Below are 17,928 nucleotides of genomic sequence, written 5' to 3'. Positions count from 1 at the left end.
AGCCGGGCCGTTCGTCTTGAATCCGGCACCAGTATGGAGTTCCCCCGCGATGGCCCCCCGCGCTAACTGGAAAGGCTTCCTGCGTCTTTCCCTCGTCACCTGTCCGGTCGCGCTCTATCCGGCCACGTCGGAATCCGAAAAGGTCTCATTCAACCAGCTCAATCGAAAGACCGGCCACCGCATCAAGTACGCCAAGGTGGACGCTGATACCGGTGAGGAGGTCGACAACGAGGACATCGTCAAGGGCTACAAGGTCGACACCGACACATTCATTGAAGTGACGAAGGAGGAGCTCGAGAACGTCGCGCTGGAATCGACGCGAACGATCGATATCGACGAGTTCGTCGACCGCAGCGAGATCGATCCAAGATATCTGATCCGTCCCTACTATCTGCGACCCGACGGTAAAGTTGGGCATGACGCTTTCGCTGTCATCCGCGAAACCATCCGCGAAATGAACAAGGTCGCGATCGGTCGCGTGGTGCTGACAAATCGCGAGCACATCATCGCGCTGGAGCCGCTGGACAAGGGGCTGATGGGGACGCTGTTGCGCTATCCCTACGAAGTCCGTTCCGCGGAGGAATATTTCGACGATATTCAGGACGTTAAAGTCACCAAGGATATGCTTGATCTCGCCAGGCACATCGTCAATCAGAAGGCGGGCCATTTCGAGCCGGACAAGTTCGAAGACCAGTACGAAACCGCCCTCATCGATCTCATCAACCAGAAGCGCGCCGGCAAACCCATCACCGCGAAGGCGCGTCCCCGCGGAGAGAACGTCGTCGACCTGATGGATGCGCTGCGCAAGAGCATTGGAAGAGACGCGGCGGCAGCGACAGAGGCGCCGAAGAAGCCAGCCAAGAAGGCGCGCAAGGCGGCGGCCGGGCAGAAGGAAATGCTGATGCCGATCGCCGGCAAGAAACCGGCCAAGGAGGCCGCGAAGAAGCCAGCGGCCAGACCGCAGCGGAAGTCAGCCTAGCGTGTCGTTAAGCATCCAGAGTGACGCCAGACGGCCTTTACTTCGTGTCCGCGGCAGGGAGCGATATGGCTGCGCTGAAAAGGACTTCCAGGAGATCAACCTTGAGCGCGGGCATTCTCGCCTACCGCAAGGGCGCTCGTGGGCTCGAGGTTCTGCTCGTTCATCCCGGCGGTCCGTTCTGGCGCAAGAAGGATAATGGCGCCTGGTCCATTCCTAAGGGCGAAATCGATGCCACGGAGGCTCCGGAGCAGGTCGCGCGGCGCGAGTTTGCCGAAGAACTCGGCCCGAGCGCTTCGATTGGTCCGCTCCAGCCGCTGGGGGAGGTCCGACAGCGAGGTGGGAAGCGCGTCATCGCATTCTCCGGCGAGGGCCATTTTGACCCGGCCGCGCTAATCAGCAATACCTTCGATATCGAATGGCCGGCCCGAAGCGGTCGACGGCAGAGCTTTCCCGAAGTCGACCGCGCGGAATGGTTCGATATCGAGTTCGCGCGGACGAAGATGCTGTCCGCTCAAGTTGAGTTTCTCGATCGTCTTTTGGCGATCGCGGTTGAGAGCGCCGGGAAATGACGTTCAGGATTGGAATCATTTCGGACACGCACGGCCTGTTGCGGCCCGAGGCGGAACGAGGCCTCACGGGCGTCGATCACATCATTCATGCCGGCGACATCGGGCGCCCCGAGATCGTCGACGCGCTTCGCCGGATCGCGCCTTTCACGGCTATCCGTGGAAACGTGGATAATGGCGAGTGGGCCCACCAATATCCCGACACGAAACTGGTGCGCCTGGCAGGAAAGTCGATCTACGTTCTGCACGACCTGAAGACGCTGCAGGCCGGTCTTGGCGCCGGCATCGACGTCATTGTCTCCGGGCATTCCCACGTGCCGAAGATCGACACGGTCGGTGGTGTTCTCTACTTGAATCCCGGCAGCGCGGGACCGCGGCGCTTCAAGCTGCCGATCACGCTTGCGACGCTCGAAGTCTCGCCTGAGGGCATGCGACCGGAAATCCACGATCTTGGAGGCGGCTGAGCGCACCACCGCGCAGGGAATTCACGGCGGAGGAGGCGAATGCGTTTATTCGTTCCGTTTGCCCGGTTACGCCCGAAGGGGAGCGCTACTAGCGCGGACGTTCTCGCTCGCGCACGACGTCCTTCGCCCGCTTGTCGGACCTGAGCCCGAGGTAGACGGGCTGGCGCAGTTCGCCCTTGCTCGTCCACTCCGCGAACTTGACCTCGGCAACGAGCGAGGGCCTGACCCAGGTCGTGGCGGCCTCGTTCTTTACTTTGGCCGGGAAGGGCGATTTAGGGGCCGTCAGCTTCACGAGCTTTCCATGCAGGTCTTCCAGGACCTTATGGCTGAAGCCAGTGCCGACATGTCCGATGTAACGCCATGCATCGTCTTCCCGCACGGCGAGGACCAGGGCGCCGAAGAACGGCCTGGTGCGCCTGGGCGCTGTGAAGCCAGCGATCACCACTTCCTGTCGCTTTGCCGTCTTGATCTTCAGCCAATCCGGGGTTCGGCTTCCGGATGCATACGCGCTGTCGGCGCGCTTCGCCATGAGGCCTTCCAAACCCTTCCGCTCGGCGTCGACGAAGAATTTCGTGCCGTCTCCTTTGCGGTGAGGGCTGAAGGCGATCAGCCGGTGCCGCGGCAGAATCGCCTTCAGCCGCTTCTTGCGCTCAAGGAGAGGCTGCCTGCGCAAGTCCACTGCGTTCTCGAACATGAGATCGAAGGCGTAATACAGAAGCTTCGCTTCATGGCGCAGCGCATTTTGAAGCAGCTGGAAATGCGAGACGCCGTCCTTTCCGATGGCGACGAGCTCGCCGTCGATCACGGCGTCGCCCTTCACGCCCTCCAGCGCTTTGGCGACCTCGATATAGCTGCGGCTGATGATCTTGCCGTTGCGGCTGTAGAGGGCAACCTTGCCCCGCCGAATTTCCGCGATCATCCGGAAGCCATCGTACTTGTCCTCGAAAACCCAGCCGGGGTCGTTGAACGGCGCGTCGGTGGGCGTGGCGAGCATCGGCTGCAAGCGCTTGGGCAGGGTCGACGTCCGACTCATTCGAGGCCAATCCTTCAGCGCGCGTTGCGAAATGCATGGACGTCCTTCAAGGATTAGGGAACGCTCCGAGACCGCGCCGTGTTCCGTCATGCACGGGTACAGACCAGAGGCGCAGGCGTTGATGACTGGGGAGGGCGGCGAGACAGATGGCGAAAAAACTCAAGTCCTTCCAGACCTCGCTGGGCTTCTTCGATCAGGCGATCGCCGCGCCATCCATGAAGGCGGCCCTGGAAGCGTGGGGCGCAGATAGCAATCTCTTCCATCAAGGCGCGGCGAAGGAGAGCTACGATCCGGACGTCATCGCCGCGACCATGGCAAAGCCCGGCGTCGTTCTCAGGCGCCCGGTTGGGACCGAGCAGCCTTTCAGCGAACATGCTGAACTGCCCGCCGATCTTGGCGGCGGAGGACCAACGAGAACCGCCGGCCGCAAGTCAAAAGTCCCAAAGGAGAAAAAGCGTTCCTCTCGCCCCGTCGACAAGGCTGCGGAGAGGAAGGCTGCTCTTGCCTACGAACGGGAGCAGAGACGCCGCGCGCTTGAACGGGCGAAGGAAGAGGCCGCCAGCGAGAAGGAGCGTGAGCGGCGACAGCAGGCGGTCGACAAGGCGCAGGCTGCGTTGGACAAGGCCGAGCAGGAACACGCAAAGCGGGCCGCGACCATCCAGGCCGAGGTTGAGGCTCTCGACAAGAGGTCGCGAGCCGAAGAAGCTCGGTGGGATAAGGAGAAGGCCCGATTGGAAACTGCGCTGCGGCGCGCGCGGGGTTAAATTGCCGCCTCGAAAGCTACGGCGGGTTCCGATTTGACTCGACACTGGAACCAAGCGGCTGTCTACTTAGACATCACCGCCCACCGCGTGGCTCCTATCGGTGACCGAGAGACCGGTCGCGCTCCCGCCCCTCAACGCGGAGAAGCGTCATGCAGCGACGACGGTCGACACCTCACTCATTCGCGGAACGCCTCGCGGCCGAAAAGATGCGGATCGAAAAACGGGCGGAGACACTTCCGCCCGGCGCTGCCAGGCAGGAGTTGCTTCAAAAGATCGAGCAAATCGAGACGGCCTCCCGCATCGACAAATGGCTGTCGTCGCCCGGCTTGCAGCCGCCGAGGTGATGTCCGATGAAAGACATCCAAGAGTATCTCGAGAAACTTCAAGTCCAGACCGCTGAATGCGAAATGATCCGCGATTTGGCGACCGATCCGAAGAAGCGCGAACTGTTCACCCGGTTGGCGGAGCACTTCAAAACCCTCGCTACGGAACTGGAGCGGGCAAAGTCCCGGCAGGACGAAGCCCTTCTGGATCACGAAAAGCAGGCCCCTCTATCCGACGAAAGCGACGTCCAAGAGCGTTCGGGCTTCACGGGCTATCATACTTCGCACCCGCCGCCGCATCGTTGAGTTTGGCGCGGTCCCGGCGGTCCTCGGGAGCGAGCTCCATGACCGCCCGATGGAGCTCGGCCGGTATGGTCAGTTGACTTTCCAAGGGCTTGTTGGCCCACTGCCAGAAGCGATCGAATGCATCCATCACAGGTCCTCGCGCAGGCCCCGAAAGAACGGGTGCCGGACCTTTCCCTCGGCTGACTTCGCGCGATACTCGATCTCGGCGAGCAGCTTTGGTTCGACCCAGACGCCCTTATGTGCGATCCGCTTGGTGTACGGCTGCGTCTTTCGGATCAGCGGCTTCAGTCTCTTTTGGAGATCAGCGGCGGAGGCCTTGTTGAACCCGTGGTCGACCTTGCCCGCATAGACCAGATCGTCGCCCTTGCGGCGGCCGACGTAGATGCCGTCCCACTTTCCCTCGTCGAGCGCGAAGCCGGCGATGGTCAGGGTCTCGCGCTGGACGCACGTTTTCTTCACCCAATCGCCTGTACGGCCCTTCGGATAGGGAGCGTCTCGTACCTTCGAGACCACACCTTCCAGGCCGAGCTTGCAGGCGTGCGCGAACATCTCGCGGCCCTCGATCTCGAAGCTTTCGCTGAACTGGACGTCGGTGCCATCTACGATTTTCCTGAGCTCTGCTTTCCTCTGGACCAGCGGCAGCTTCCGAAGATCCCGGCCATTCAGATAGAGGAGGTCGAACGCCACCAGCACGATGCTCGTCGATTTGCCCTTGAGCTCGTTTTGCAGCACCGAGAAATCGGTGCTGCCGTCGGCGGCGGGGACGACGATCTCGCCGTCAATGACGGCCGAGCTCGCCTTGATGCGCCACGCGTCATGGGCGACCTTCTTGAAGCGGTGCGTCCAGTCGTGGCCGCGGCGCGTGAATATCTTCGCCGCCTCGTTGGCCAGATGCACCTGGACCCGGTAGCCGTCAAACTTGATTTCGTGAATCCAGCGCTCTCCGGACGGCACCCTCTCGATCGAGGTGGCCAAGGCCGGTTCGATGAAGCCGGGCATTGGCGCCTTCACGCCGATGGCCGCGGACCTTTTACGCTGAAACGCCACTGAAGCACTCCACGCAACAGCTGATTCAAACTGACACAGTTCGAATCGTTCCGGAACCCGGGAATCCTTTGCTGCATTGCCTCATCATCAATCTATCAGGAGGAGCCAATGGCGACAGCGAAGAAGACGGCGCGCGGGCGCAAGCAGGACCGGGCCCGTGTGGCCGGCGGGCAAAAGCATGAAGTAGGGTACGAGTCCAAGAAAACAGGGCGGTCAGCGTCAGCGGTCAAAAAAGCTGTCAAAAGGTAGGCAACAGCCGGAAGCGCGTCGAGAAGCGTCTCGGACGCTAGGTCTTTTGCTAGCTTCGAATTCCAGCGCGTTGTCTAGACCTCGAGCGGGCATTCGGGGCAGGTATCGCCGATCGAATCCAGGACCTCGGTCACCGCGCCGGCAGCCTCCTCGGGAGAAAGACCCGGTGGAGCATCCTGGCGGGCGATTTCGAACGCCCGGTCTCGCGCGTGCGGATCTGCGCGGTCCTGCATCCAGCCGTGGTACTCACATTCGCGGATCGCGCCTGCCTCCTGCAGCACGGCTATCGCCCACCCACGTACCGTTCGGATCGCCGTCCGCCTCTCCTTGGTGATCAGCATCAAAATCGCTCCTGCGCGAGCGCGAATCCTTGCGGCCCTCGATTGTTCCGGCTGCTAACACAGAGCAGGGATTCCAAATCGTGGGGGCAAGTGCTTTTCCACGTGTTCCGCCGCCCTGTGCAAACAGCTAGGCTGTAACCTTGCCTCCCTTGTCCGCGTCGCGCATGGCGAGTTTCAAGGTCTCTGAGCGCCTTTGCCTCATCCCAAGCGGCGCATTGGGCCGCAACGCATCCTTCGCCGGCTGACCAGCCTACCATCTAACGCGAGAACCTGCTGGCGCTGAAACACTCGAGAACTGGCCAATCCAATCCGCGAGATTTGCGGTAGCTACAAGGTCATTGGAATGCGTCGAACCTCTGTCGCCTTCATTCTCGCCATTCTGTCGAGCATGGCGTTGGCCGAGGATTTTGTCGGACAGGCCAGCGTGATCGACGGCGACACGTTGGAAATACATGGAGTGCGCATCCGGCTTTGGGGCATCGATGCACCGGAGAGCAGTCAGCTGTGCCGCGGCGAAGACAGCTTACAATATCGTTGCGGTGCGCAGGCCGCGAACGATCTTGATGCCTTCATTGCCCGCCGTCTCGTCAATTGTGTTCCAGTCAGTCTCGACCCGTATGGCCGCACGGTCGCGACGTGCTCGGTCGCAGGCTGGGATCTCGCTGAATGGCTTGTACGGAGCGGCCTTGCGTTGGATTGGCCTCAATACTCGAAGGGCCGATATCGCGAAGCTCAGCGCGAGGCTGAACGTACCGGCCAGGGACTCTGGAAGGGAAGCTACGTCGAGCCGTGGCTCTATCGTGCATGCATTCGGGCAAGTGGAACGCCGGCCACCTGCTCGGATGACGCAAATGCCCATCCTTGATGCGATTTGACAGAGATGCCGATCCACAACGTGTGTTAGCCTATCACCGCTGTTTGGCAGGTGGCTCTGGCGCGGTTTGGGCGACTCACGCTACGCATCATTCCCAATCACCTCACTGCACAATGGGAATGAAATGGCTGCAGCCACCCGTGAATTGCCGGTCTCCGGTTACGCCCTTGAAGTCGATGGCCGGTTCAAAGCCGAATTTACAACCAGAGACGGGGCCAAGGCGGGTGGCGAAGAACTAAAGAAACGTTTTCCCCTGCTTCAGATCAGGATCTACGACGCGCAGACGCATGCGCGCGAGGAAATCTAGATCATCCGGTTCGAGTCTAAGCGGAGTCTTCCGCTTGCGCGCGTGCGGCTTTCGCCGCATCGGGCTCTCGTTGAACCGAGCCGCTTTGCGTCTCGGCCGTCCGGCTTCGATCCCTCGCGCAAGGGATTCGGAGCTCCTCGCCGGGGGCACTCGGGAAAGGGGCTCGCCTTCGGCGATCGCTATCACTGCCCCGTTCCCGGGTGCCGCTGTTAACCGGTCTCGTCGCTGCACTCGGACCCGCGTGCCCCTTCGGGTCGCTATGCTCACGCTCTCCGGGTGCCATTTTCAGCTGAGGCGATGCGCCGTTGGCGCACGCCTTGTCGGGCCTGCGGCCCTGGGCATCTCAACTCCAAAGCCATGAAGAAGCGGACGGAAGCGGGCTGCATCGTAGATTTCGCATTCTCTCTTCTCTTGGCGGCTGAGAGTAAGAGTGTCGCGAGGCTTTGCCGTGACGGGTTACCGGCTGCGAGAGAGGCTCGCAGCGCCCGTCGCGGAGACCTGCGATGTCCAGACATTATCCTCGGGCGGCGACCGGTGAGGACCGGACGAGCCTTTATGACGACATCACCAACAAGATCATCGCCGAGCTGGAGGCCGGACGCGTGCCGTGGGTGCAGCCATGGGGCACCGCGACGGCGAAGGCGCAATTGGCCTTGCCGAAAAGCGCCGCGACCGGTCGCCAATATAGCGGCATCAACGTTCTAATCCTCTGGGGTGTTGCCACCGAACGCGCATTCACCGGTCAGAGCTGGCTTACATTCCGCCAGGCTCTGTCACTCGGTGGTCACGTCCGCAAGGGCGAACGTGGCACCACCGTCGTCTATGCCGACCGCTTCGTGCCTGTCGACGAAAAGCGGCGCGCGAGTGAGACGGGCGAAGCGCAGGCCATCCCATTTCTGAAGCGGTTCACGGTCTTTAATGCTGATCAATGCGACGACCTGCCTTCGGAGATCACGACGACGGCGCCGCCTCCGCCGCCAGGCCTGATCGAGCCGCAGGTCGAAAAGCTCATCAAGGCGACCGGCGTCAACTTCCGCATCGGCGGCGACCGCGCATTTTATGCGCCGACAGAAGACTATGTGCAAGTGCCTCCACCCCAAGCCTATTTTGAGACGATCAACTGGCATCGAACCGCCTTGCATGAGTTGGCGCATGCCAGCGGCCATCAGTCACGTCTCAATCGTGACTTGTCGGGCGGCTACGGCACCAAGAAGTATGCTTTTGAAGAGTTGATCGCGGAGATATCGGCTGCGTTCAGTTGCGCATCGCTCGGTATCGTGCCGACGGTGCGACATGCTGACTATATCGCCTCCTGGCTTGAAGTGCTGCACGAGGACAATCGCGCGATTGTGCGTGCGGCTTCGCAGGCCAGCAAGGTTGCGGACTATCTCCTTGGACTCTTGTCGGAAGTGGTTGTCGACATGGCGGCGGAGAGAGCGGAGCAGGAAGCGGCGTGAGGCTCTGCTCGGCCACGGCAGGCTCGAGAGTGAGAGGGCAGGATCGTTTTCCGCGACGGGTTGGAGGTCGAGAGAGAGGCTCCCGGCAGCCCGTCGTGGAGAATCGATATGACGAAGCCTGTCCAAAAGATCACGCTGTCGCCCTCACGTGATATTCCTTTCAACAAATTGGTCCTCAGCCAGTCCAACGTCCGGCATGTCAAGGCGGGCGTTTCGATCGAGCAGCTTGCGGAAAGCATCGCCCAGCGGACGCTCCTGCAAAGTCTCAATGTACGGGCGGTTGTAGACGCAGAAGGCAATGAGACCGACATGTTCGAGGTGCCGGCGGGCGGCCGCCGCTATCGCGCACTGGAACTTCTCGTCAAGCAGAAGCGCATGGCGAAGACGCAGGCTGTTCCGTGTGTAGTGCGCGAGGGCGGCATCGCAGAAGACGATTCGCTTGCGGAGAACGACGAGCGGGTAGGGCTTCATCCACTCGATCAGTTCCGAGCCTTCCAGACCTTGAGTGGCGCCGGCTTGTCCGAGGAGGATATCGCGGCTCGGCACTTCGTGACGCCGGCCGTCGTGAAGCAACGCCTCCGGCTGGCGTCCGTGTCGCCAAAGCTGCATAACGTCTACGCCGAAGACGGCATGACCCTTGAGCAGCTTATGGCCTTTTCTGTCACAGCGGATCAGATGCGGCAGGAACAGGTCTGGGAGAATGTCAGCCGCTCGGGCTACGATGAGCCCTATCAGATCCGGCGGATGCTGACGGAAAATGCCGTGCGGGCCTCAGATCGCCGCGTGCAGTTCATTGGGCTCGATATTTACCAGCAGGCAGGCGGCGGCGTTTTGCGCGACTTGTTCGAGCACGATGATGGCGGCTGGCTTCAGGACGTTCCCTTGCTAGACCGGCTTGTCACCGAGAAACTGAACGCCGAGGCTGAGACGATCGCCGCCGAGGGATGGAAATGGATCTCAGTCGCCGTCGACTTCCCCTACGGCCACACCACACGCCTTCGCGAGCTGGAAGGCCAACCTGTCGATCTCACCTGCGAGGAGCAGGCCACCATCAACGCTCTCAACGCCGAGCAGGCCAAGCTCGAAACCGAATATCAGGATGCGGATGAGCTACCCGAAGAGGTCGACCAGCGTCTCGGCGCGATCGAGGCGGCGCTGCTGACCCTCGAAGACCGGCCGAAAACTTACGATCCGGCCGAGATTGCCCGGGCCGGCGTCTTCGTCAGCATCGATTCCGAAGGACGGCTTTCGGTGGACCGGGGCTATGTCCGGCCGGAGGATGAGGCGCCTGCGGCCGATTTCGATATCGAGGGGGGCGCCGATGCGTCGTCGACTAAAGGGCAGGAGACTGGAGCTTCCACAACGCGCACGGCGATCTCGGTCGCCGGCGCAACGAACGAACCGGAGGAAGATGATGAAGACCCGGCAAAGCCGTTGCCGGATCGGCTCATCATCGAACTGACGGCGCACCGTACGCTGGCGTTGCGGGATGCGCTTGCAGAAAATCCTGCGATCGCGTTCCAGGCTGTGCTGCACAACTTCGTGCTCACCGCCTTTTACCGGTTTGCTTCGTCCGGAAGCTGCCTTGAGATCGGGCTGCGCACGCCGACATTTCCGGCTCAAGCTCCCGGCTTAAGGGAAAGCGTCTCGGCTAAGGCTGTCGAGGTGCGGCATGAGGCCTGGAAGGGACGGTTGCCGAAGAGCGAGAACGATCTCTGGGACGCGCTGACGGCTCTCGATGGTGGTGCACAGGCATCGCTGTTCGCCCACTGCGCGTCCTTTGCGGTCAACGCCGTCTATGAGCCGGCCAATCGTTACAATCAGGGTCGCGTCTCAGCCCACGGCGTCCGCACGCGTCTCGACCAGGCCAACGTGCTGGCGCGTGCTGCCGGACTTGACATGGTGCAGGCTGGCTGGAGACCGACGGTCGACAACTATCTCGGCCGAGTCACTAAGCCTCGCATTCTGGAGGCGGTGCGGGAAGCCAAGGGCGAGTCGTCGGCGCAACTGATCGACCATCTCAAGAAGGCCGACATGGCCAAGGAGGCCGAGCGTCTCCTGGATGGCTCGGGCTGGTTGCCGGAGCCACTGCGTCTCGTCGATTCGAGTCCGTCGTCGGCGGAGCCGGAAGGTGAAGCGGGCCCGCTGCCGGAATTCCTCGCTGGCGAGGAGGATCCGGAGAACGGCAGCGAGGAGGATCCGCAACAGCGCAGCGCAGAAGTCAGCAGAGGGCATAGTAGGCGACATCTGCCGTACGAAGGCCTGAACGCTGGAAGTGACGAGTAGATGCAGCGATATCGCATCGGCCATGCGGCTGAATTCCGGGCAACCGGCCTCGGAACGGCGGGAAGGGATGAAATCCTGACTGGCGCTGATCAGAGGAGTCGAAGCTGGCGCGAGACGATTGCTGACATCCAAACTGCGGCGGCAACAGAACAACTCTTGCCGCTCAATCCAGCGAACCGCCGTATACGGACCCGTACGTACGGTGGTGTGGGAGGGGAGGAGCCGCGAGGCTCCCCCTATCCCGATATGACCGAGGCTGAGAGGGAGAGTGGGGCCGGGATGGGTTTGAATTGCCGTGGTCTTGAGGAGAGCGCCGGGCGATTCGACCCGTTCCTGCTCTCCGAAAGAAATCCCCATGACCGAATCTCTCGCCGGCGGCGCGGCCACCGCTCCGCTTTCGATGCGTGCCGCCGCAACTATCACCTCCGCTGCGGTCATCCATAACAATCTCGATGCGGCCATGCGGGCCGCGAACATCACCGGCGAAACTGGCACGCTGAACGGCCAGGCCAAATCGGCCGCGCGATCCGCGTTTGAGAGCGCCAAGCAGCGCTTCTTTGGTCACCTCCTGACCTCGATGAAGACGCCGGCGCTGATCCGATCGATAGAACGCGATCTTGACGCCGGCCATGCCGCCGTCATCCAGATCGTCTCGACCGGCGAAGCGTTGATGGAGCGCCGGCTCGCCGAGATTCCGACTGAGGAGTGGGGCGACGTCCAGGTCGATATCACCCCACGCGAGTATGTTCTCGACTATCTCGCCCATTCCTTTCCGGTCCAGCTTTACGAGCTCTTCACCGACCAGGAGGGCAACCTCTGCTCCCGGCCTGTCTATCGTGACGGTCAGCCGGTTGAGAGCCGGGAGGCCGTCGCTCGCCGCGACCGTCTCATCGAAAAGCTCGCCTCGCTGCCGCCGGTCCCTGGCGCGCTGGATCAGGTGATCCAGCGCTTCGGCACCGACGTGGTCGCCGAAGTGACCGGCCGCTCGCGCCGCATCGTTCGCAAGGGCGAGCGGCTGGTCGTCGAAAACCGGGCCGGTTCGGCCAACCTCGCCGAGACCTCGGCGTTCATGGACGACGTCAAGCGGGTCCTCGTGTTCTCCGACGCGGGCGGCACGGGCAGGAGCTACCATGCAGAACTCTCGGCGCGGAATCGCCGCTTGCGGGTCCATTACCTGCTCGAGCCCGGGTGGAAGGCGGACGCCGCGATCCAGGGGCTCGGCCGGACCAACCGGACCAACCAGGTGCAGCCGCCGCTGTTTCGGCCCATCGCGACCGATGTGAAGGCCGAAAAGCGCTTCTTGAGCACCATTGCCCGCCGGCTCGATACGTTGGGCGCCATTACGCGCGGCCAGCGTCAGACCGGAGGGCAGGGCCTGTTCCGGCCCGAGGACAATCTCGAAAGCCAGTATGGCCGCGACGCGTTGCGCCAACTCTACACCCTGTTGGCGCGCGGCAAGGTCGAAGGCTGGCGGAGCTTGCCGAGGTCCCTGAGTTCACGGAGATCACGATTCACGTCGTGGCCGGCTTGCTACTGCCCATCTGGAAGCGGTTGCCCAACGAGTCGACGCGGGTCTATCGGCTCCAGACCGATGCGGGGGAGCGCGTCATCGGCCGCAAGGTCTCCGCGACCTGGGCCGCGAACGTCCTTGCGGCTGACGCGCCGGCGCTGACGCCGGACGCCGCCTTTGGAGCGCTGATGGAGGGGCGGACCGTCCTTGAGCTTGCCGAGGGGCTCCAGCTTCGCCGTGCCCGGGTGATGGGCGCATACCGCATCGAACTGTCTGGGTTCAACGACACGATGCGCGACCGCTTGCGGGCCTACGGCCTCTTCGGAGAAATCATCTCCTGGAAGCTGCGCATGTTCGTGCCCACCGACGCGAGCGGTGTCGAGATTCTGGCGAAGGTGCTCGAGCATTATCCGGTTGCGCGCGTCAGCGAGCGGGAGGCCGCCTGATGCCCCGCGATGCCTCCGACCTGGCACGCCGCCTCGCGCGCGAGGCCGAGGCGGTGTGCCGATACTATCTTTCCAATGGCAGACGGGCGGGGCGGTACTGGGTGGTCGGCGATGTCCACAATACCCCGGGGCGCTCGCTGTTCGTGCGGCTCCAGGAATCACCGAAGGGGCCCGCCGGCAAATGGATGGACGCGGCGACCGGCGAGCATGGCGATCTCCTCGACGTCATCCGCGAAAGCCTGGGCCTGCGCGACTTCCGTGAGGTGGCCGCTGAGGCAAGACGCTTCTTGAAATTGCCACGTGCTGAACCGGAGCACGTCTCAAAGCCCGTCGGTTCGGCAGCACCGGCCGGAGCGCAAGCGGCTGCCCGTCGGCTCTTTGCAATATCTAGCCCGATCGAGGGCACCGTGGTCGAGACTTATTTGCAGAGGCGCGGAATAGCCCATGTGCACCATGGTGGCAGTCTGCGTTTCCACCCGCGCTGCTACTATCGGCCGGATGACCACCTGCCGACCGAGACCTGGCCGGCGATGATCGCTTCTGTCACTGACTTCGATGGCAGGATCACCGGCGTACACCGTACCTGGCTCGATCCGGACAGCTTCGATCGCGTTCGGCTGGGCAAGGCTCCGATCGATACGCCACGACGCGCGATGGGCGACCTTCTCGGCAATGCGGTTCGCTTCGGCGTGGTGGACGACGTGCTCGCCGCCGGCGAGGGCATCGAGACCATGCTTTCGCTGCGCTTCGTATTACCAAGCATGCCGATGGCCGCTGCGCTTTCGGCCAATCACCTCGCGGCCATGTTGCTGCCGTCTGGTCTGCGTCGGCTCTATATCGCCAGTGATGCCGATGCTGCCGGGGATGCGGTGCTCGCCGTCCTGACCAAGCGCGCAGCAGACGCCGGCATTGAAGCGATCGCGTTGTCACCTCGACTGGGCGACTTCAACGAAGATCTGCATGTCTTGGGCCCCGATGCTCTCCGAGCGGCCGTGCGGATTCAGCTTGCGCCGGAGGACGTCGTCCGCTTCCTGCATTCGTCGACGGTGCTCGCGGAATAAGTCACGACGGTTCGATCGACCGTGACAGGTCGATCATCGGCAAGGCCAATACCGGAAGAGGACGCGACCTCGGCCTTCTAGAGGGCGATCGGACGGCAAGCGGCCCGGGCCGGCAATGGCTGCGTCCGGCTATTTTCCGCCGCGCGCCGGAAATTGAAACACACATCATATGTCTAGCCAGCGCGCTTTGCATCGCGAAGCAAAATAGCCGGCCTCCGCCATCCTCCGCTGCCGCTTCGGCCCTTCGGGTTCTGGCCTGTTCCGCCCGCCGTCTGAGTGATCGCCACGAAGGCCGCGAAGGGCGCGGCCAAACCCGGCAAAGGATCTCTTCCCATGACCGACCATGACGACATCGAACCGCCGCACGCGTCTTCTCCGACCGACCATGTCCTCACCGAACTACAGCTCTTCGGCTACCGTCCCTTCGACGACCAGCCTGATCCGAGACCGCTTCCCGAAGGCAAGATGATCTCCGGCGCCGTGGCCGATATCTTCGACGCCCTGGTTGCGACCCTGAACGACACGCGGCTCGAGCCGGACCTTGACGATCTGCTCTGGTCGGCCGTCAACTTGTTCCATCGTGCCGTCGATCGCATCGAACGCCAGCTCGACGACAACGAGCAGGCCCAGCACAGGAGCCAGCGCGAGCAGAACGGCTCCGAAGTACGATCGGTCGAACTCGAGCGCCTTACGGCTGAAGGCATCACGCTGATCGAGCGCCGCAACTGCCTGGAGCTCTTCCGCGACCAGGCCATCGAGCGATTTGAGGTCCACACCGGCTCGTCCTGGCGGCCGCGGTCGGGATCATTGGTCAATCACCGAACGCTGACCGCAGCGATGATCGACTCCCGCGACTTCATCGCAGCAAAACGCCGCGCCGAGACCGAGGTCTTGGTGCCATCAGGGCCGAAGATCGCACTCACCGGCGGGCTCGACTTCAACGACCATCACCTCATCTGGGATCGGCTCGACAAGGTTCACGCCAAGCATCCCGACATGGTCCTGCTCCATGGCGGCTCACCGAAAGGACCCGAACTCATCGCCTCCAAATGGGCGATCAACCGCAAGGTGCCTCAGATCGCCTTCAAGCCCGACTGGACCAGGCACACCAAGGCGGCACCCTTCAAGCGCAACGACGCCATGCTCGAACTCCTGCCGATCGGCGTCATGCACTTCCCGGGCACGGGAATCCAGGACAACCTCGCCGACAAGGCGAAGCGGCTCGGCATCCCCGTCTGGAAGTTCGGCGGCGCATGAGCGCCGTCTTGCTCGTCTCTGAGACAAGGTGGAGTTGCACGCCGCAACTCCGCCTCGTTTCGATATTACCTCCGCTCCGCGCCGCGGTGGTGGTGGAAGGCGCGACCAGCCATCTATGCACATGGAGCCACCATCATGCTTGCCCTTGGGCTTGTTCTCAACACGCTCGGCATTGGCTTGTTCTGCTGGGCGATCTTTGCGCTCGCTGTGTATGCCCTGCCGTTTTTCGTCGCACTCAGTATCGGTATGTCGGCCTTTCATGGCGGCGCCGGCGTCGTCGGCGCGCTCCTTATCGGATTGGCCTCTGGCGCACTGACGCTTGCTGTCGGTCAGGTCGCCGTCGCGGTCAGTCGGTGCCGGACCTTGCGCATCGCGATTGCAACCGCATTCGCCGTCCCTGCGGCAATCGCTGGCTATCATGTGGTGTTCGCCCTGTCGCAGATCGGGGTGCATTCGCTGGCTTGGCGCGAGGCCTTCGCTTGCTTCGGTGCGGTTTGCATCGGCGGCACGGCATGGACGCGCTTGACCGTTTTGGCGGAGAACCGCCCGTTGGAGGCGGCTGCATTGGCGAGGAATATGCCTCGACCGGTGCTCACAGCAGCCACGCATGAGCGATGACGCTTCGTCACCATCATCGGTCGAGCAAGGTCGCACAGGGCGCCACGTTGAACGAGGTATCATCGAGCTTCGGGGAGAGGTAATCCCGCTTTTCCTCGTAGCGCTTTGACCAAGCCCCCCAATCTCCGCCTGGTCCACATTTGCTGCGATGGAGCGGCGCGTTGCGCTCGATCATTCCTTCCGGGACGATACCGCCCTTTGCGGCAGATTGTTTCTCTTTCTGCGCCGAACCATACCAACCTCTTGTGCAGCTCAACCGAGATTCGCCAAGTCTTCTCCTTAAGATTGCGGTTCAGCACGCGGACGCACGTGGCCTCTTTGATGGCTTGATCTGGCCGAAGACCGGCTTCGCCTCGAATCGTCTGAGCCGCAACGCCGTTGCTGCGACTTTCTTCCCCTGGGCTTACGCCCATTCCTCGCGAGGCAAGAAAGTCGCAACAACGGCGTCCTCCGCTGCGCTCCGGCCCGCGAGCGGGTGCGTCGCCGATCGTCCTCGGCCTGTCCATCGCCATCGAGGCCGCGGTAGTCGCGGGCTCGAAACACAACAGGAGAAGTCACATGGCTAACATCGGTTCCTTCAAGAAGGTCGGCAACGATTTCCAGGGCGAGATCATCACTCTGAGCCTGCAAACCAAGGGCGTCCGCATTGTCGCCGAAGCCAACCGCTCCAGCGAAAACGCTCCCAGCCACCGCATCTACGTAGGCCGCGCAGAGATCGGCGCAGCCTGGTCAAAGCGCTCCGAGGAGGGCCGCGATTATCTCTCGCTCAAGCTCGATGATCCCTCGTTCAACGGACCGATCTTCGCGAACCTGTTCGACGACGAAGGCGGCGAAGGCTACACGCTCCTGTGGTCGCGGCCCCGCAAGAGCGGCGAGTGACATAGCACCCGCGCCCGCCCGGTCCCCGGGCGGGCGCTTCGCGGCTGGCCTGAGGCGGCTTACGATTTGCTAAGCCGCGCAACCTTCTTGAGCAGGTCTCCCGGTTCGATCCCCAATGCTTCAGCAATTTGTCCGAGCACGGTGACGCTTGCTGATACATCGCCGCGCTCGATGGCGCCGACGTAACGGGCGCTTAAACCCGCCCGCTCGGCCAACTCTTCCTGCGTCATTTGTAGATCGTGGCGTTTCCGACGCAGGTTCACAGCCATGATCTCTTTGAGATCCATGGCGATATGGGAACTGAGCCGGAACGATCGTTCTAGGAACGATCGTTCCTATTCGCGCGCCAACATGCTATCGTGTTCGGCAACGCTATGAGCGCTGCCGATCGGGCCGCCGATTTACCGAACGGATTCGAAAGAATATCCAGGATTCCAACGGGCAACGGAGGTCTGGATTGCGACCAAACCATGGCGTAGTTTGTTGGCGTTCTAAAGTGGGTATGATGCAGAAACCACCCCTCGATCCAGACGTGGCGGACAGTGCGCCGAACGAGCCGGCGCTGACAGCCTATGACGAACAACATGTCGTCACGTACATTCGCCTTCTACAGGCGGAGGGCGAGGGGGCGGACTGGCGCGAAGTGGCTCGGGTGGTCTTGCATATGGACCCAGAGCGCGAGCCGGACCGTGCGCGCAGCGCATATCAGAGTCATCTTGCGCGCGCCAAATGGGTGACTGAACAGGGGCGTCTCTTGCGCGGCGCCGGCTCAAGATAGAAGAAAAGCGCCGACTGGCGACTTGCAGGCAGAACCATTTTCTTCCGTTATCCGGTGGTCATTCCAGTGCACCACGTGGTGCCAAACTAGGGGCTTCCTACAACCGCTTCGTTCATACCTATTGCGCCGCAATCGTTGTTTGCTGAGTGCAATGGGACGGAAGCAATGCCTGAATTCGACTGGCGGTCGCCGGATTCCTACAAGAGCCTACAAGACGCCGAAATCACCGACATCGCCTGGGAATGTCTTCGCCGCAACGCGGACTATCGACGCGACTTTGAAGCGATGATCGCTAACAGCCCAGATGGCGAAGTGACCTCGGAATTCAGGAGGAGGTGGGGCATCTGCTTTCGCCCATGACCCGCAGAGGTCCTTCGACGAGC

20 protein-coding genes and 2 pseudogenes are annotated in these 17,928 nt (G+C 62.3%); 17 read left to right on the top strand and 5 right to left on the bottom strand.

All coding sequences use genetic code 11. The features are described from left to right. The first annotated feature begins 49 nt into the window (after positions 1 to 49). From ku to ACVWY5_RS25440, 3 genes are all read left to right on the top strand, one after another. On the top strand, positions 50 to 979 hold the full coding sequence (gene ku, locus ACVWY5_RS25450) for a non-homologous end joining protein Ku (RefSeq protein ID WP_028332392.1): 930 nt from the start codon (positions 50 to 52) through the stop codon (positions 977 to 979). Positions 980 to 1,044: 65 nt separating this feature from the next. Then, on the top strand, positions 1,045 to 1,548 hold the full coding sequence (locus ACVWY5_RS25445) for an NUDIX domain-containing protein (protein WP_028332391.1): 504 nt from the start codon (positions 1,045 to 1,047) through the stop codon (positions 1,546 to 1,548). Further along, a complete protein-coding gene (locus ACVWY5_RS25440) occupies positions 1,545 to 2,009 on the top strand; it encodes a metallophosphoesterase family protein (protein WP_028332390.1) in 465 nt (154 codons plus the stop codon). Before ACVWY5_RS25445 ends, ACVWY5_RS25440 begins: the two co-directional genes overlap by 4 nt. An 88-nt stretch (positions 2,010 to 2,097) precedes the next feature. On the opposite strand, the gene ligD (ACVWY5_RS25435) is transcribed toward ACVWY5_RS25440, so the two are convergent. After that, positions 2,098 to 3,042 (bottom strand): non-homologous end-joining DNA ligase, encoded by a 945-nt coding sequence (gene ligD / locus ACVWY5_RS25435; protein ID WP_028332389.1) that lies wholly within the window; start codon positions 3,040 to 3,042, stop codon positions 2,098 to 2,100. Between the two features lie 146 nt (positions 3,043 to 3,188). Between ligD (ACVWY5_RS25435) and ACVWY5_RS25430 the strand changes: the two genes are divergently transcribed. Beyond that, positions 3,189 to 3,806 carry a hypothetical protein gene (locus ACVWY5_RS25430; RefSeq protein WP_028332388.1) on the top strand — a complete coding sequence of 206 codons (618 nt, stop codon included), beginning with the start codon at positions 3,189 to 3,191 and terminating at the stop codon, positions 3,804 to 3,806. Between the two features lie 350 nt (positions 3,807 to 4,156). Continuing rightward, complete coding sequence (locus ACVWY5_RS25425) at positions 4,157 to 4,435, top strand: hypothetical protein (protein ID WP_038377232.1); 279 nt, start codon at positions 4,157 to 4,159, stop codon at positions 4,433 to 4,435. Positions 4,436 to 4,561: 126 nt separating this feature from the next. On the opposite strand, the gene ligD (ACVWY5_RS25420) is transcribed toward ACVWY5_RS25425, so the two are convergent. Continuing rightward, the gene (gene ligD / locus ACVWY5_RS25420; protein WP_028332386.1) at positions 4,562 to 5,482 is read right to left on the bottom strand and encodes a non-homologous end-joining DNA ligase; all 921 of its coding nucleotides are present in this window, start codon (positions 5,480 to 5,482) and stop codon (positions 4,562 to 4,564) included. 108 nt (positions 5,483 to 5,590) lie between these two features. Here ligD (ACVWY5_RS25420) and ACVWY5_RS25415 point away from each other — a divergent pair. Continuing rightward, positions 5,591 to 5,772 (top strand): annotated as a pseudogene (locus ACVWY5_RS25415) (DUF3606 domain-containing protein). A gap of 33 nt (positions 5,773 to 5,805) precedes the next feature. Here ACVWY5_RS25415 and ACVWY5_RS25410 read toward each other — a convergent pair. Continuing rightward, a complete protein-coding gene (locus ACVWY5_RS25410; protein ID WP_028332385.1) occupies positions 5,806 to 6,072 on the bottom strand; it encodes a hypothetical protein in 267 nt (88 codons plus the stop codon). Positions 6,073 to 6,415: 343 nt separating this feature from the next. On the opposite strand from ACVWY5_RS25410, the gene ACVWY5_RS25405 reads away from it, so the two are divergent. From ACVWY5_RS25405 to ACVWY5_RS25370, 8 genes and pseudogenes are all read left to right on the top strand, one after another. Then, the gene (locus ACVWY5_RS25405; RefSeq protein ID WP_028332384.1) at positions 6,416 to 6,937 is read left to right on the top strand and encodes a thermonuclease family protein; all 522 of its coding nucleotides are present in this window, start codon (positions 6,416 to 6,418) and stop codon (positions 6,935 to 6,937) included. A 133-nt stretch (positions 6,938 to 7,070) separates the two neighbouring features. Next, positions 7,071 to 7,253 carry a hypothetical protein gene (locus ACVWY5_RS25400; protein WP_028332383.1) on the top strand — a complete coding sequence of 61 codons (183 nt, stop codon included), beginning with the start codon at positions 7,071 to 7,073 and terminating at the stop codon, positions 7,251 to 7,253. 503 nt (positions 7,254 to 7,756) lie between these two features. Beyond that, entirely contained in the window at positions 7,757 to 8,710 is a 954-nt protein-coding gene (locus ACVWY5_RS25395) for a zincin-like metallopeptidase domain-containing protein (RefSeq protein WP_028332382.1), read from the top strand. Positions 8,711 to 8,818: 108 nt separating this feature from the next. Then, the gene (locus ACVWY5_RS25390) at positions 8,819 to 10,996 is read left to right on the top strand and encodes a ParB/RepB/Spo0J family partition protein (protein ID WP_051376019.1); all 2,178 of its coding nucleotides are present in this window, start codon (positions 8,819 to 8,821) and stop codon (positions 10,994 to 10,996) included. Between the two features lie 430 nt (positions 10,997 to 11,426). Next, positions 11,427 to 12,952, top strand: a pseudogene (locus ACVWY5_RS25385) (strawberry notch C-terminal domain-containing protein); the annotation flags it as partial. After that, positions 12,952 to 14,013 carry a DUF7146 domain-containing protein gene (locus ACVWY5_RS25380; RefSeq protein ID WP_028332379.1) on the top strand — a complete coding sequence of 354 codons (1,062 nt, stop codon included), beginning with the start codon at positions 12,952 to 12,954 and terminating at the stop codon, positions 14,011 to 14,013. The pseudogene ACVWY5_RS25385 and the gene ACVWY5_RS25380, both read left to right, overlap by 1 nt. Before the next feature lie 333 nt (positions 14,014 to 14,346). Next, positions 14,347 to 15,270 carry a DUF2493 domain-containing protein gene (locus ACVWY5_RS25375; RefSeq protein ID WP_028332378.1) on the top strand — a complete coding sequence of 308 codons (924 nt, stop codon included), beginning with the start codon at positions 14,347 to 14,349 and terminating at the stop codon, positions 15,268 to 15,270. A gap of 135 nt (positions 15,271 to 15,405) precedes the next feature. Next, positions 15,406 to 15,888 (top strand): hypothetical protein, encoded by a 483-nt coding sequence (locus ACVWY5_RS25370; RefSeq protein WP_028332377.1) that lies wholly within the window; start codon positions 15,406 to 15,408, stop codon positions 15,886 to 15,888. 13 nt (positions 15,889 to 15,901) lie between these two features. On the opposite strand, the gene ACVWY5_RS25365 is transcribed toward ACVWY5_RS25370, so the two are convergent. Beyond that, entirely contained in the window at positions 15,902 to 16,063 is a 162-nt protein-coding gene (locus ACVWY5_RS25365; RefSeq protein WP_456671708.1) for a hypothetical protein, read from the bottom strand. Between the two features lie 383 nt (positions 16,064 to 16,446). Here ACVWY5_RS25365 and ACVWY5_RS25360 point away from each other — a divergent pair, with 383 nt between their 5' ends. Beyond that, positions 16,447 to 16,767, top strand: a complete 321-nt coding sequence (locus ACVWY5_RS25360) for a DUF736 domain-containing protein (protein ID WP_028332376.1) — start codon at positions 16,447 to 16,449, stop codon at positions 16,765 to 16,767. Between the two features lie 59 nt (positions 16,768 to 16,826). Here ACVWY5_RS25360 and ACVWY5_RS25355 read toward each other — a convergent pair whose 3' ends face one another. Next, the gene (locus ACVWY5_RS25355; protein ID WP_028332375.1) at positions 16,827 to 17,054 is read right to left on the bottom strand and encodes a helix-turn-helix domain-containing protein; all 228 of its coding nucleotides are present in this window, start codon (positions 17,052 to 17,054) and stop codon (positions 16,827 to 16,829) included. Between the two features lie 218 nt (positions 17,055 to 17,272). On the opposite strand from ACVWY5_RS25355, the gene ACVWY5_RS25350 reads away from it, so the two are divergent. Together ACVWY5_RS25350 and ACVWY5_RS25345 are read left to right on the top strand one after the other, a co-directional pair. After that, entirely contained in the window at positions 17,273 to 17,545 is a 273-nt protein-coding gene (locus ACVWY5_RS25350) for a hypothetical protein (protein ID WP_028332374.1), read from the top strand. Between the two features lie 165 nt (positions 17,546 to 17,710). Continuing rightward, complete coding sequence (locus ACVWY5_RS25345; protein ID WP_028332373.1) at positions 17,711 to 17,905, top strand: transcriptional regulator domain-containing protein; 195 nt, start codon at positions 17,711 to 17,713, stop codon at positions 17,903 to 17,905. Positions 17,906 to 17,928 lie beyond the last annotated feature (23 nt).

The organism is Bradyrhizobium sp. USDA 3256 (assembly GCF_054058275.1).
The sequence above is the reverse complement of the archived record's forward strand: the minus strand, read 5'-3'. Positions and strand labels throughout refer to the sequence as shown.

What these genes read in the sequence shown, in the direction of transcription:
- ku (WP_028332392.1), top strand. Translation starts at nt 50, where the DNA reads ATGGCCCCCCGCGCTAACTGGAAAGGCTTCCTGCGTCTTTCCCTCGTC.
- ACVWY5_RS25445 (WP_028332391.1), top strand. Translation starts at nt 1,045, where the DNA reads ATGGCTGCGCTGAAAAGGACTTCCAGGAGATCAACCTTGAGCGCGGGC.
- ACVWY5_RS25440 (WP_028332390.1), top strand. Translation starts at nt 1,545, where the DNA reads ATGACGTTCAGGATTGGAATCATTTCGGACACGCACGGCCTGTTGCGG.
- ligD (WP_028332389.1), bottom strand. Translation starts at nt 3,042, where the DNA reads ATGAGTCGGACGTCGACCCTGCCCAAGCGCTTGCAGCCGATGCTCGCC.
- ACVWY5_RS25430 (WP_028332388.1), top strand. Translation starts at nt 3,189, where the DNA reads ATGGCGAAAAAACTCAAGTCCTTCCAGACCTCGCTGGGCTTCTTCGAT.
- ACVWY5_RS25425 (WP_038377232.1), top strand. Translation starts at nt 4,157, where the DNA reads ATGAAAGACATCCAAGAGTATCTCGAGAAACTTCAAGTCCAGACCGCT.
- ACVWY5_RS25410 (WP_028332385.1), bottom strand. Translation starts at nt 6,072, where the DNA reads ATGCTGATCACCAAGGAGAGGCGGACGGCGATCCGAACGGTACGTGGG.
- ACVWY5_RS25405 (WP_028332384.1), top strand. Translation starts at nt 6,416, where the DNA reads ATGCGTCGAACCTCTGTCGCCTTCATTCTCGCCATTCTGTCGAGCATG.
- ACVWY5_RS25400 (WP_028332383.1), top strand. Translation starts at nt 7,071, where the DNA reads ATGGCTGCAGCCACCCGTGAATTGCCGGTCTCCGGTTACGCCCTTGAA.
- ACVWY5_RS25395 (WP_028332382.1), top strand. Translation starts at nt 7,757, where the DNA reads ATGTCCAGACATTATCCTCGGGCGGCGACCGGTGAGGACCGGACGAGC.
- ACVWY5_RS25390 (WP_051376019.1), top strand. Translation starts at nt 8,819, where the DNA reads ATGACGAAGCCTGTCCAAAAGATCACGCTGTCGCCCTCACGTGATATT.
- ACVWY5_RS25380 (WP_028332379.1), top strand. Translation starts at nt 12,952, where the DNA reads ATGCCCCGCGATGCCTCCGACCTGGCACGCCGCCTCGCGCGCGAGGCC.
- ACVWY5_RS25375 (WP_028332378.1), top strand. Translation starts at nt 14,347, where the DNA reads ATGACCGACCATGACGACATCGAACCGCCGCACGCGTCTTCTCCGACC.
- ACVWY5_RS25370 (WP_028332377.1), top strand. Translation starts at nt 15,406, where the DNA reads ATGCTTGCCCTTGGGCTTGTTCTCAACACGCTCGGCATTGGCTTGTTC.
- ACVWY5_RS25365 (WP_456671708.1), bottom strand. Translation starts at nt 16,063, where the DNA reads ATGATCGAGCGCAACGCGCCGCTCCATCGCAGCAAATGTGGACCAGGC.
- ACVWY5_RS25360 (WP_028332376.1), top strand. Translation starts at nt 16,447, where the DNA reads ATGGCTAACATCGGTTCCTTCAAGAAGGTCGGCAACGATTTCCAGGGC.
- ACVWY5_RS25355 (WP_028332375.1), bottom strand. Translation starts at nt 17,054, where the DNA reads ATGGATCTCAAAGAGATCATGGCTGTGAACCTGCGTCGGAAACGCCAC.
- ACVWY5_RS25350 (WP_028332374.1), top strand. Translation starts at nt 17,273, where the DNA reads ATGCAGAAACCACCCCTCGATCCAGACGTGGCGGACAGTGCGCCGAAC.
- ACVWY5_RS25345 (WP_028332373.1), top strand. Translation starts at nt 17,711, where the DNA reads ATGCCTGAATTCGACTGGCGGTCGCCGGATTCCTACAAGAGCCTACAA.